This window comes from Embleya sp. NPDC059213 (genome assembly GCF_042754445.1).
Taxonomy (GTDB): Bacteria; Actinomycetota; Actinomycetes; order Streptomycetales; family Streptomycetaceae; genus Embleya.
Window position 1 is genome coordinate 36,428 of the sequence record NZ_JBHZAV010000040.1, and the last position, 11,868, is coordinate 48,295.

Here is an 11,868-nt window from a genome sequence, read left to right on the forward strand (position 1 = left end):
GCCGAAAGGCGTCAGGCCGGGACGATGTTCTCGGCCTGCGGGCCCTTCTGGCCCTGGGTGACGTCGAAGGAGACCTTCTGGCCCTCCTGGAGCTCACGGAAGCCCTGGGCGGAAATGTTCGAGTAGTGGGCGAAGACGTCGGGGCCGCCACCGTCCTGCTCGATGAAGCCGAAGCCCTTTTCCGCGTTGAACCACTTCACGGTGCCGGTGGTCGCCATATCGTTCTCCTTCATTGGGGGGAGCAGTGCCGGATCCACATGGTGTGATTCCGCGTCGCCGCCTGGGGCCCATCCGGAGATGACCGGCCAAACAAAAAATGCACCCACGGAACACGCCCGTCAGGTGCACACAAAGTTCATGGGTACCACAACTGCAACTGGGATCAACGTAGCACGGATACCGACGCCTTCGCGGACGCCACCACCCGACCGGCGCCGATGACGGGGCCACCACCCGGGGCCGTCGTCGCCCCGCCACGCTCGCCTGGATGGCGCGGGGCTTCGGGCCGGCCCGCCCGACCCGAAGTGTCCCGACGACCCTGCCCGCGCTACCGGTTGCTCCGTTGTGGGTCGGTGCACAACGCCCAGATCACGGCGATGTCGATGGCGATGACCACGATCGACCACACCGGGTAGTAGGGCAGCCAGATGAAGTTGGCGATCATGCTCAGCCCGGCCAGGACCACGCCGATGATGCGGGCCCAGACCGCGCCGGTGAACAGCGCGATGCCGGCGAGGAAGATGACGACGCCCAGGATCAGATGGATCCAGCCCCAGCCGGTGGTGCTGAACGAGAACGAGTAGTTGCGCGTTTTGGCGACGATGTCGTCTTTGGCGATGGCGGCGATTCCCTGGAATACCGCCAGGATGCCGCCGAAGGTCATCATGACTCCGGCGAACGCGGCCCATCCCGACAACGAGCCGGGACCCGAATTCTGGCCCATGCCCGTCCGGTGTATGTGAGTGCTCATCGAGAGCCTCCTGCGCGAGGCAGTGCTTCGAGGACGTCCCCCTCGTTCCACACTGACCCTGTCGGCAGGGCCCCGCGACTCGGCCGCACAGGCGGACACGACGTTCGGCGGGGCGGATCACCACCCGCGACGAGCCGGTGCCGATTCGGGCACCGACTGCCGTACCACCGCCAACCGTTTAGGCTGAAAGGTGAGGCTCCCGGCTTCGGGAACGGTGATCGAGCGCGTCCGCCGACAGGGATGCCGGGGGAGGCGGCCGGGCCCTCGAGGACTCGCCGCATCCTCCCGACGGAGGAGGAGAACCATGCCTTCGAACCCGCACACCCCGGTTTCCAACCAGCCCCAGGGCGAGACGGTCGGCACCGATGAGCAGGAGCTCTCCCGGCCGCCCTCGCACGGTGTGGGGCACGAGACCGCTCAACAGACCGGCGGTGGCCGGGAGCAGGTGAAAGGGCACTCGCCGCCGGTGCCCGGATCGTGGTCGACGAAGGACTGGGCCGCACCCAGCCTGCAGTCGCCCGACATCGGGGAGGCGTCGTTCGGTCCGCCGCCGTCTCCTCCCGAGACCGTGCACGGTCCGGACAACCGGACGCAGATCACGAACACCTCGGAGTATCCCTGGCGCGCGTACGCGTCCTTGCTGATCACCGCCGCGGACGGCTCCACCTGGCTCGGTACGGCCTGGTTCATCGGCCCACACACCCTGGCGACCGCCGGTCACTGCGTCTACATCACGAACAGTGGCGTTCCGGGGCGCGACGGATGGGTCAGAAGCATTCAGGTCATGCCGGGCCGCGACGGCACGTCCCTTCCCTACGGATTCGTGACCGCCGCCATCTTCCACTCGGTGACCGGCTGGACGATCTCGGCGGACGAGAACTACGACTACGGCGCGATCGTCATCCCCACCGACCTGGGCAGTACCACGGGATGGCTCGGTATCGGGACGTGGCCGTCCGCCGATCTGCTCGCCACGACGGGCAACATCGCCGGCTATCCCGCCGACAAGACCGACGGGACCATGTGGTTCGACAGCAGGCAGATCGGTTCGGTGACGCCGATGAAGGTGTACTACGACATCGACACCGCCGGCGGGCAAAGTGGTACGGCCGTCTACCGGGTCGTCGACGGGGAGCGCTACGGCTTCGCCATCCACGCCTACGGCGGGGTGACCGTGAACTCCGGGACGCGAATCAACGCCGACGTGTACGACAACCTGTCGGCCTGGACGGACGCGCGGACCACGACGCGGGCGGCTCCCGTGCAAGTGCCGAGGGACAGCGGCACCTCCTACCTCATCACGGGAGCGGTACGCGACAGGACAGGCGCCCCCGTCCCGCGAGCTCGCGTCTATCTGGTCGACGGGCCGATGCCGTATCCGGACGTCGCCGTGTCGACCGGCGGCGACGGGCGTTTCGCGCTCTCCGTCCCGGCCGGCGGCCTGTACACGGCCGAGTGCCGGACGCGGGACGAAAAGCAGACGCGGGCCACGACCCTGGTGGACGGCGACCGTCCCGCGGAAGTCGAACTCCGGCTCGTCTGACTCCGGATCATCCGAGGATCACCCGAGCGAATCACCGGAGTTCGCCGACCGCAGGACGGTCCGGTTCAGCCCGACCGGCCGACCACCGAATGCGCCGAGAAGGCGGCGCGGTACCGCTCCCGGCTCAGGGGCGGTGTCGTGGTGACGGCGGTGTTGTCCGCCACATGGCGCGGGTCGCGCATGCCGGCCAACGCGCACGTCACCCCCGGGGTGGAACGCGCGAACTGAATCGCGCGTTGTGCGTCCGTGGCCAGATCCGGTATCACGCCGGAGATCCAACCGGGCAGGTCCGCGGCACTGCGGCCCTGCAACAACGAGGCACTCGCCAGCACGGTGAAACCCAGTTCGTCGGCGGTCGCGAGCACGTTGTGCTCGTCCCCGGCCAACGAACGCAAGGCGTCGAGCATACCGAGATTCACCGGAAGTTGCACGAACCCGAAGTGGTGGCGATCACCGGCGACCTCTCGGGCCAGGCTTTCCAGGGACCGCAGGGACAAGGAACCATCGAAGAAGCCGTCCCACGTCGCCACGCCGTAGTGCGCGATCAGGCCCTCGGCCACGGCCTGCTCCAGTCGCTCGAACGCCCGCCTCATCCGCGAGGCGAACATCGATGCGTCGACGAATCGGAGCTGTGTCTCGGGATTGTGCAGGTAGTAGACGTCGACCACGGCCAAGCCCAGGTTGCGACGGCTTCGTTCGAGTTGATCGGAGAGAAACGCGGGCGCCATGCAGTGCGTTCCCGCCACCTCGTCGGCCCGCAGCGAGCCCGGCGCAATCGCACCCGAGGTGAGGAATCCGGCCTTTGTGCAGACCAGCACGCCCTCTCGGTCGCCGCCGTCCTGCGCGGCGAAGAGGCGCAGCGCGGCACCCACGTTGCGCTCCGAGCGTTGGCAACGGTAGTTCAAGGAGGTGTCGATGACGTTGACGCCGGCGCGCAGCGCGCCGCGGATCGCGGCGACGTATGCCGCGTCGGTTTCATCGTCCATCGCACCGCGGTAGGTTCCGATGCCCACGCTCGACAGGAATATCTCGCGCGTCTCACGAAAGAAGTCGACGGTCCGTCCGCCGAACGAGGCCGCGAAAGCGGCCGTTCCTCGCCTGTTCGCGGATCCGGCCGACAATGCGGCCGTGGGGTCGAGGGCCGGCTGTGCTGCGGAGCCGGATGCCGGGGTCGTCCCCCGTGCTCCAGGGGTATCCGAGACCGGACGGTCCTGCCCGTCCAGCCGGGCGAGTTGGCGTTGCAGGCTCTCGAACTCGCCGACGGAGAGCGATTCGCCGCGCCGCAGGACATCGAGAATCGAACGGAGGCCGGGATGGTGGATTTCCATGTCACCCGCCTTACCGGTCGAGGGCCTTCATGAGCACCGCGCTGGAGCGCTCCACCATGTCCCGGACTCCCTCGTCCACGTCACGGGCCGGCGAAAGCTCGTAGCGGCGGGGACAGGCGTCGAGCAGCGTCTGCGCGATCACTTTTCGCACGGACGCGAATCGTTCGAAGGGCTCCTGGGCTTCGGAGGTTTCGACGGCCTGGTCGAAGGACGTCGGATCGTGCCCGATCGCGGTCAGTGCCGACCGGGCGCATTGCACCTCGTCCGCCAGCAACCCGGGGATCAGGGAGCGGACTTCGGCGTCGATCGTGTCGTCGGAGGCCATCGATCGAATCATCGAGGCCTCGCGCCAGAACCGGTCGAGCAGCAAGTGCACGAACGATTCCTCGACCTGGGGATCGGGGTCGACCACGTCCAACACGGTGTCGAGCCAGTCCACGGTGCGGTGACCGGCCGGACCCAGCTCCCGCCGGTACTGCTCTCTGCCGATCTGCTCGCGCAGGTATCGGGCGCGGGCGAGCGCGGTGCGCGGGCCCGTCATCTCGATCGGTCCGTACCGCTTCGTGTACTGCCGATCGCCGTCGGACTCGCGTGCCGCCCTGGTGAACAGCGCCAGGTAGACGTAGACGTGGTAGGCCGCCAGGGCCCGATGCACGTCCCAGTGGTTTCCGCGCGTGGAGTCGGGCATGTTCCACAACGAGTGGACCAGGGGCCGGTCCGCGCGGGCGAAGTCCGGGACGAGAAGGGTATGACCCGCTCGAAGGTCGTAGAGCTGCTGGTGCAGCGATTCGTGCAGCAGGTGCTCCGCCAGTGCCCAGGGATTGCACAGCGTGCGCTGGTTCAGGAAGATCGTTCCGCTGACCTTGTACTCGGAGCTGGATCGGGTCCCCTCCCATTGGCCCACGGGAGCGAAGACGGCGAGCAGGTGGGTGTGGCTGAGGACGCTGCGCGTCACCTTCGGCAGGACCTCCTCCAGCAAGCGAACGGCCTTGGCCACCATCGCGAGTTCGTCGTTGCCGGGGGTGTGCAGGGTCAGACCGTAGTGAGCCGCCACGATGTCGCGGAAGGCGTCGGTGACGACCGTTTCGGGGCCGTCGTCGCGCCACACCCATCCGTAGTGGGAAGCCGTACCCAGGTGATCCGACAGCTCGGGTCCCAGCAGGCCGGGCACCCCCGCGTCGAGATTGCGGATGGCGCGTCGCAGAATCTCCCGACAGTGCTCCGAAGGAATCCCGTAGGGGATTTCGTCCTCGATCTGGACATGGAGGTACTGCACCGCACACCGGAACACCGTGTCGCCCACGATCCGGTAGCGGGTCTGCGCGTCCGCGCGGTCCAACGCGTCGAGGACCTCACGAGCGAGCGGCAACCGATCGCCGATGCTCTCGAGTCGGCGCCGGTAGCAGGCATGGAGCCTGCTCGTCACGTAGTCGGAGTCGCCGAACGGGTGCTTGGCGAGCAACTCGTCGAGCTCGTCGACCGGCAGCGCGCCGGGCGACGCGGTACTCGTCGCCTGGGTCACGAGCCGGCTCCGTGCTGAGGAGGAGACTGGGCCGGCGAGGGCTTGTGGCCACCCTCGTGGCACGGCGTGCCGCCGGGGGCCGCGGCGGACTCGTGCAGATGGTCGAGGAGGCCCTGAATTTCCTGAAGGCTCGTGTGGTGGTCGGTGTAATGCGAGTTCGGGGTCGAGTGTGTGGTGTGGTGGGTGGTGTCCACCGAGGACCTGTTCTCCAGCTGGTCGACGTGGCCCTGCAGCGTCAACACTTCCTCGGCCGACAGAGCAGTCTGCGCTCGAAGTTTCCTCATGATCTCTTCGATGCTCTGCGAATCCGCCATGACGGGCTCCATTCTCGGGAACGGGTGGCGGAAGAACACGCGTTCCCCGGCCACCGACGTCGACGCTTCGCCCGCTCGGCTCCGGGGACCCGAGGTGTTCGGTCGTACCCCGGCAGGCGGTGGGACCGCAGCGTGGGAGGTACGACGGCGAAGACGTCCTTCGTCGAGTAAAACCACACCGGAGTCGAATCACCCGTATACAGAGCCGTGCCATTCGGGTGACCGTGCCCATCGGCCGCTTCGGGGGGAAACCGCCACCGCGGCGACCACCGCATGGCGGGCCGTGGTGACCGCCCGTTCGGATGGTGAACAGCCGCGGGGCCGAGCCCATCTCGCCTGGGCTGTATGGCCCCACGAGCCGTCGGTCGGGATCGCGGCAGACGGCTCTGCCGCGCGCCGGCGGGGTCCACGACCGCCGTCGGAACGTCAGCGGCTGAACGCGTACACGTCGTAGTTCGAGCTCTCCGTCGTCAGGTCGCCGTAGCCGAGGTAGACGGTGTCGTCGTCGATCACCGGACGGCTGCCTCCGTACGACGCGGTGGGGGGCGTCGGGAGGATGTCCTTGCTCCACAGGATCCGGCCGCCGGCGAGGCTCAGGGCGGCGATGCCGCGGGAGGTTCCGACGTAGACGGTCCTGCCGTCGTGGGTGACGCGGTCCGAGAGGTTCGCGTCGATGTCCTGCTGCCAGGTCCTGGTTCCGGAGACCGGGTCGAACGCGTGCAGGGTGCCGCGCCCGTCGGGGACCAGGACGTGTTCGGGCGCGAGCGTCGGGGCTGCCTGGACGAGCGTGTCGAAGGTGAACTCCCAGCGCGTGTCGCCGTATTGCGCGTCCAGGGCGCGAAGGCGGCCGCCTTTGGCGGGTTCCCGATTACCGATGGTCAGGTACACGATGTCCGTGTCGGCTTCGGCGCCGCACACGGACCCCTCGGCCGGGCGCGACCACCGGGACTCCCCCGTGGCGGCGTCCAGCACGACGATCCCGTCGCCGAACGTCGGCACGTAGAGGTAATTGTTCGCGACCACTACCGCGTTCGCCTGGCCGGCGACCTTCCGGGCGAAGTCCGGCCGGCCGTCCACCAGGTTCAGGCGGTAGACCCAGCCACTGCTGGTGGCCACGAACACCCGGCCGTTCGGCCCTGATTGCTGGGCCCACGGCCAGCCGTTGGTCTCCGCGGACCACAGTGTGGTGCCCTTGTGGTCCAGCGCGACGAGTCGGCCCTGCCCCGGGCCGATCGCCAAGGACACGAGCAGACACCCCTTGACGATCGAGGACCGCGTGAGGAGGGCCCCGCCCAGATCGACCTGCCACAGGACCCCACCGTCACGGCTGTCCAGACAGACCACCCGGCCGTCGTCGAGGGGGAGGAGGAGAGCGCCCCTGCCGGGCGTGCCGGGCTCTGCGGGCAAGGGGATGCCCATGGAGGTGAAGTGGCGGCGCCAGCGCTGGGCACCCGGTTTCCGGACACCGCCGGGACTGTGCTCCAGCAGGGTGTACGAGGCTCCGCCGATTGCCGCCACCGCGGCCACCCCGCCGTACGTCAGTACCCGGCGCCGCAGCAACGGGCGTGACGGCCTTCCCGGTTGGGGGAGGGGCGCGGGCGACGGCGCCACGGGCCGGGGTGCGGTGCCGTGGGTCGCGAACGACGCAGGTGTGTACGCGCGATTACGGACCCAGGGCAGGTCCTGGACGGCGTTCTGCACGAGTTGGCGGGGCAGCGTGGAATGCGGGCGGGCCGACATCGCAGCGTGGATCCGCCCCCAGACCTCGCCCGGGGTCAGCGTCGCGCCGGCACCGGGGATCCCGCTCTCCAACACCTTGATCAACTCGCCGGTGAACTCCGGGTATTGCTCGTGGGGCCGGGCGAACGACGGTTCGTTGGCGGATGCCGACGTCAGTACGTGATGCCCGCGGTGCGCGTCGTCGAACCCGAGAGCGCTCGAAGGATCGACCTCGCTCGGTCCGGCTCCCATCGTGCCCTTGGCGGCCAGTCCGCTGTAGCAGCAATCGAGTATCTCCAGTTTGCGGCGGGTGTTGCCGACGGCAAGCATCTCGCGTACGTATGCGTAGGAGACCGTGCCGATCTGGATGTGATCGGGGTCCGCGCCGGTCAGGGCGAGGTGCAGGGGACGTCCGTCGGTTCGGCGCAGTCCGTGGCCGGCGAAGTACAGGACCAGGGTGTCCGTTGCCGCGAGCGCCGCGTCCCTGATCGTTTTCAGGACCGTCTCCGGCGACGCCCTGGGGCCCAGCGTCGCGATGTGGTCGGCGGGAAGCCCCCACAGGCTGGGCTCTTGCAGCAGTTGCTTCAGCCGCGTGACTCCGCGAGCGACGGACGGCAGCGAGTCCAGGTGCCGGTACTTGTGGATGCCGATGAGAACCGCGCGGCTCGACGTCGGGTCAGGGATGTCCGTCGGAGTCGTCCCCAGAGGGCGCACCGCTCGAACCGCCTTCCAGCGCCCGGGTGATGTCGACGACGGTTTCCGCCGACGCGTTCTCCAGGATCACCCGTACCTCGCCCCGCTCGATGACGGTCCTGGAGGTCACCGTGGGTGCGGGGCCGGGCGCGGGACGATGCTGGAGGTCGCGCCACGCCATGTGGGCGTAGACCAGAGCGGGGACGGAGAACGCGGCCGTGGTCGCGATCTCCAGCCACCCGATCAGGTCGCCCGACATCCGCCCGGTGTCGGGCGCCGACTCCCTGACCCTGCGGATCCGCATGTACGGCCCCACACGCGGGTGTTCCGCGAGCCAATCGGCCAACTCGGCGGTGAGACGGCTGCCTTCCGCAGCGACGTCGTGCTCGACCCGAATTCGAAACTGCATGGCCCTCCGTCCCCCGGCACACCCGACCCCGGCCCGACTCCGGGCGGGCGCCTCACCCGAGGATAAATGCCGGGGCCGTCATCGCGGGCGGTAGTACCGAGGTTGGTCCGTACCCTCTGCGTGAAGAGAGTCGACCGTGCGGGAAAGCGGTTGCGGCCGGCCGGCCCGGTCCCCGGCGGGCTCGATCAGCCGATCGGTGGTGCGAGGTATTCCAGCGCGTAACCGTCGCCGGAGGGGGTCACGCGGGCGATGCCGGGTGAGTCGAGGTGGGCGCCGGCCACGAAGTGGTGTGGTCGGGTCAGTTGTTCGAGGAGTGCCGCGCGCGCGGCGCGGGCCTGGGACTGGTCGCCGTCGAGTTCCCAGGACACGTTCGGCCGATCGAATTGCAGCGTGGGAACGTGGACGGTGTCGCCCCACGCGAGCAGGCGGCCGGTGTCGCTCCCGAATGCGTAGACGGTGTGACCGGGCGTGTGGCCCGGTGTCGGGATCGCGGTGGTCCAGTCGTTGATCGCGACCTTCTCCGACACGGGTACGACCCGGTCGCGGATCGGCGCGAGCCGCCCCGTGAACACCGAGGTGTCGCCCGCGCCGATCCACACGCGCTCGAGTCTGCCGAACGCCTGCGAACCGTCGGGCGCGATCAGGCCGCTCACGTGGTCCTCGTGCCTGTGGGTGATGGCCACGTCGGTGACCTCCGTGCGGTCGATGCCCGCTTCGTCGAGCGCCTCGTGGAGCAATCCCATGGTGGGGTCGTGCCAGGCGTCGGACGCGCCGGTGTCGACGAGAACCGAGCGCGTGCCGTCGGTGACGAAGAAGGCGTTGACCGACAGCCGCAGGTTGTCGCCGGCCAGCGGGACGGCGGCCGGCAACTCGTCGAGCACGCACCCGTCCTCGTCGCGGAGCCGGGTCGGCGGCATGTCGATGTACCCGTCCCGCAACGAGGTCACCCGCAGGTCGCCGAGTTCGAACGTGGCATGGAGCCGGCCACTGGAGATCAAACGCATGGAACCCCTCCGTCGTGTCGGGCGCACACCGTGCGTCTCCGATGGAAGATCAGATCTTCTATAGGAGAAACCCTACACTGTGGGCGGCGGGGTACGCATCGATCGAGGAGCACGGTGACCGAGCAGGACGAAAACGCGCCCGAGGCACACCGGGGCGACGACCCGGCCGGCGTGTTCGGCGGCAACGTGCGGCGACGTCGCGAGGAGGCGGGCCTGACGCTGGAGCAGTTGTCCACCCGGTCGTCGGTCAGTCGGGCGATGTTGTCCAAGGTCGAACGCGGCGAGAAGAGCCCGACGATCGGCGTCGCGTCCAGGATCGCCCACGCGCTCGACGCGTCGCTCTCGGACCTGATCGGCGCGCCGGCGGCTGCCGCGTCCGGTGTGGCGGTCGTCATGCACAGGAACGATCGCCCCGTCTTCCGTGACCCGGAAACCGGCTTCGAGCGGCACATCGTCTCGGCGGCCCCGGGCGCGGGACGAGCCGAGATGGTGGTCCACCACCTCCCCGCGCAGGTCTCCACCGGGCTGCTGCCCGCCTATCCGCCGGGCACGGAGAAACAACTCGTGGTGCTCGAAGGCACCCTCACCGTCGCGATCGGCGGGATCGGCGAGACCCTGAACACGGGCGACTCCCTGTTCTTCCAAGCCGACGCGGCCCACGGCTTCGCCAACCGAACGAACGCTCCCTGTGAATACATCATGGTCATCTCGCGCAGAACCTGATCGGCCGCCCGATGTCGTCGCCCACGAGGCGGGTCCGCCCGGATACTGTGGCCATGACGACGAGGAACAACAACGATGCCGTTCTCGGCGGTGCACTGCCCCTCGGGGAGCGCATCGGGCGACTCGTCGAGGTGTGGATCCGAGACGGTCGGGGCCGCGACCACCTGGTGACCGGCAAGGCGTTCTTCGCCGTCTACTCCTGGTACCTCCGACACTGGGCCGAACACGACCCGGCATGGGGGGAATTCATCGGCGTCTCCTACGACTTCATCGGCGGCGACGACGGCTGGAACATCATGCTGCGCGAGCGCGTCGGGTGCGAGACCTGCCGGGACACCTACCGCCTGGAGAACATCGGCGTGTGCACCGGATGCATGCGATACACCTGCTACGCGTGCGGCCCCCACGGATCCTGCACCGGCGAGATCGTCTGACCCGCGTCGAAAAGTCGAAACGTCGGGACCCGCAGGGGCGTTCTTCTGTGCTCCCGGCCCGGGCGGCCGGCGCTACACCCAGCCGCGCCGTACCGCCTGCACCCCGGCCTGGAACCGGTTCTCCGCACCCAACTCGTCGAGGAGCACCCGCATTCGCCGCCGCAGGCTCCGGGTGCTGGTGCCCAACTGCCGGGCGATCGTCTCGTCCTTGAGCCCGGACAGCAGCAGGTTCAGGATCCGCCGGTCCTCGGCGTCGAGCGGGTCGCACTCCTGGGGGCCGGCGGCGGTGAGTGGGACGGCCTGTGTCCAGAGCCCTTCGAACAGGGTGACCAGGGCGTCGACCAGGGTGGTGCCGCGGATGACGACGCTGCGGGTGATGGGCGAGTCGAGGTGCAGGGGCAGCAGGGCGATCCGGCGATCGGCGACGGACATCTTCAGCGGGATGTCGGCGAGCACCCGGGCCTCTTCGCCGGCCTGCGACAGGCCGGTCACGTCGTCGAGGTTGCCGGGTGTCGCGAACGACTCGGGGGCGTAGATCGTGCGGTACCGGACCCCGCGGCCCAAAAGGGTGTGTTGGAGCGGGTTGCCGTGGGCGAGGACGTACGGCGGCCGGTCCAGGCTCATGATCTCCTCGGTGGCCTCCTGCTGGAGTCGGGCGAACCACCGGCCGAGTTCGTCGGCGCTGGTCAGCAATTCGACGCCCTCACCGGGGCGGGCGGCCTCGCCGAGCGCGCGGTAGACGGCCTCCAGTTCGGCGGCCGTCTCGGTGACCCTGCCGAGGTCGGCGTGGGCGTTGCGGACCAGGGCGGCAAGGGCGGCGGTGGGGCTGACGGCCGCCCACCGGGTGGGGCGGCCCGAGAGTCGGCTGACCAGACCGTGGCCGCGCAGCCGGGCGAGGGCCGACTGCAGCCTCTCGACACCCGAGCCGGTGCGCTCCGCCAAGTCGCGCACCGTTACCGGCGGTCCGGCCAGAACGGTGCGGTAGACCCGCTCGTCGAAGGGCGCGACCCCGACTGCGCCGAACACGAGCTCGTCCTTTTCCATGGCGAGCGAGCATGGCCGATTCCGGCGCCGGCCGCAACCGGACACCGGCCACACCTGGCCGACCGTCGGGAGGCGCGACTACAAAGAGCACACCACCGGCCCCATGGGAGACGGAATGTTCAACGCACAGCATTCACGGTCGGGTTCAGCGAAGCTGTCCCGGCG

12 protein-coding genes are annotated in these 11,868 nt (G+C 69.1%); 3 read left to right on the top strand and 9 right to left on the bottom strand.

Annotation, left to right across the window (positions count from 1 at the left end; translation table 11 throughout):
* Positions 1 to 11: 11 nt before the first annotated feature.
* Both ACFXMF_RS17380 and ACFXMF_RS17385 read right to left on the bottom strand, forming a co-directional pair.
* Positions 12 to 218: a cold-shock protein gene (locus tag ACFXMF_RS17380; RefSeq protein ID WP_360309935.1), complete on the bottom strand. Its 207-nt coding sequence runs from the start codon at positions 216 to 218 to the stop codon at positions 12 to 14.
* Between the two features lie 329 nt (positions 219 to 547).
* Entirely contained in the window at positions 548 to 970 is a 423-nt protein-coding gene (locus tag ACFXMF_RS17385; protein ID WP_360309937.1) for a hypothetical protein, read from the bottom strand.
* Positions 971 to 1,274: 304 nt separating this feature from the next.
* On the opposite strand from ACFXMF_RS17385, the gene ACFXMF_RS17390 reads away from it, so the two are divergent.
* A complete protein-coding gene (locus tag ACFXMF_RS17390; RefSeq protein WP_379990914.1) occupies positions 1,275 to 2,513 on the top strand; it encodes a carboxypeptidase regulatory-like domain-containing protein in 1,239 nt (412 codons plus the stop codon).
* A 65-nt stretch (positions 2,514 to 2,578) separates the two neighbouring features.
* On the opposite strand, the gene ACFXMF_RS17395 is transcribed toward ACFXMF_RS17390, so the two are convergent.
* The 6 genes from ACFXMF_RS17395 to ACFXMF_RS17420 form a co-directional block, all read right to left on the bottom strand.
* Positions 2,579 to 3,841, bottom strand: coding sequence for an aldo/keto reductase (locus tag ACFXMF_RS17395; RefSeq protein ID WP_379990915.1), 1,263 nt, complete (start codon positions 3,839 to 3,841; stop codon positions 2,579 to 2,581).
* A 10-nt stretch (positions 3,842 to 3,851) separates the two neighbouring features.
* Complete coding sequence (locus tag ACFXMF_RS17400; protein WP_379990916.1) at positions 3,852 to 5,363, bottom strand: aKG-HExxH-type peptide beta-hydroxylase; 1,512 nt, start codon at positions 5,361 to 5,363, stop codon at positions 3,852 to 3,854.
* A complete protein-coding gene (locus tag ACFXMF_RS17405) occupies positions 5,360 to 5,677 on the bottom strand; it encodes a hypothetical protein (RefSeq protein WP_360309945.1) in 318 nt (105 codons plus the stop codon). Before ACFXMF_RS17405 ends, ACFXMF_RS17400 begins: the two co-directional genes overlap by 4 nt.
* A gap of 426 nt (positions 5,678 to 6,103) precedes the next feature.
* Positions 6,104 to 8,110, bottom strand: coding sequence for a PQQ-binding-like beta-propeller repeat protein (locus ACFXMF_RS17410; protein WP_379990917.1), 2,007 nt, complete (start codon positions 8,108 to 8,110; stop codon positions 6,104 to 6,106).
* Positions 8,073 to 8,498, bottom strand: a complete 426-nt coding sequence (locus tag ACFXMF_RS17415) for a hypothetical protein (protein ID WP_360309949.1) — start codon at positions 8,496 to 8,498, stop codon at positions 8,073 to 8,075. Before ACFXMF_RS17415 ends, ACFXMF_RS17410 begins: the two co-directional genes overlap by 38 nt.
* A 185-nt stretch (positions 8,499 to 8,683) precedes the next feature.
* Positions 8,684 to 9,502, bottom strand: a complete 819-nt coding sequence (locus ACFXMF_RS17420) for an MBL fold metallo-hydrolase (RefSeq protein WP_360309951.1) — start codon at positions 9,500 to 9,502, stop codon at positions 8,684 to 8,686.
* 114 nt (positions 9,503 to 9,616) lie between these two features.
* Between ACFXMF_RS17420 and ACFXMF_RS17425 the strand changes: the two genes are divergently transcribed.
* On the top strand, positions 9,617 to 10,225 hold the full coding sequence (locus ACFXMF_RS17425; RefSeq protein WP_360309953.1) for an XRE family transcriptional regulator: 609 nt from the start codon (positions 9,617 to 9,619) through the stop codon (positions 10,223 to 10,225).
* A 53-nt stretch (positions 10,226 to 10,278) separates the two neighbouring features.
* A complete protein-coding gene (locus ACFXMF_RS17430; protein ID WP_379990918.1) occupies positions 10,279 to 10,659 on the top strand; it encodes a hypothetical protein in 381 nt (126 codons plus the stop codon).
* A 72-nt stretch (positions 10,660 to 10,731) separates the two neighbouring features.
* Here ACFXMF_RS17430 and ACFXMF_RS17435 read toward each other — a convergent pair whose 3' ends face one another.
* Positions 10,732 to 11,703 carry a helix-turn-helix domain-containing protein gene (locus ACFXMF_RS17435; RefSeq protein WP_360309957.1) on the bottom strand — a complete coding sequence of 324 codons (972 nt, stop codon included), beginning with the start codon at positions 11,701 to 11,703 and terminating at the stop codon, positions 10,732 to 10,734.
* Positions 11,704 to 11,868: the final 165 nt, after the last annotated feature.

What these genes read in the sequence shown, in the direction of transcription:
- ACFXMF_RS17380 (WP_360309935.1), bottom strand. Translation starts at nt 218, where the DNA reads ATGGCGACCACCGGCACCGTGAAGTGGTTCAACGCGGAAAAGGGCTTC.
- ACFXMF_RS17385 (WP_360309937.1), bottom strand. Translation starts at nt 970, where the DNA reads ATGAGCACTCACATACACCGGACGGGCATGGGCCAGAATTCGGGTCCC.
- ACFXMF_RS17390 (WP_379990914.1), top strand. Translation starts at nt 1,275, where the DNA reads ATGCCTTCGAACCCGCACACCCCGGTTTCCAACCAGCCCCAGGGCGAG.
- ACFXMF_RS17395 (WP_379990915.1), bottom strand. Translation starts at nt 3,841, where the DNA reads ATGGAAATCCACCATCCCGGCCTCCGTTCGATTCTCGATGTCCTGCGG.
- ACFXMF_RS17405 (WP_360309945.1), bottom strand. Translation starts at nt 5,677, where the DNA reads ATGGCGGATTCGCAGAGCATCGAAGAGATCATGAGGAAACTTCGAGCG.
- ACFXMF_RS17415 (WP_360309949.1), bottom strand. Translation starts at nt 8,498, where the DNA reads ATGCAGTTTCGAATTCGGGTCGAGCACGACGTCGCTGCGGAAGGCAGC.
- ACFXMF_RS17420 (WP_360309951.1), bottom strand. Translation starts at nt 9,502, where the DNA reads ATGCGTTTGATCTCCAGTGGCCGGCTCCATGCCACGTTCGAACTCGGC.
- ACFXMF_RS17430 (WP_379990918.1), top strand. Translation starts at nt 10,279, where the DNA reads ATGACGACGAGGAACAACAACGATGCCGTTCTCGGCGGTGCACTGCCC.
- ACFXMF_RS17435 (WP_360309957.1), bottom strand. Translation starts at nt 11,703, where the DNA reads ATGGAAAAGGACGAGCTCGTGTTCGGCGCAGTCGGGGTCGCGCCCTTC.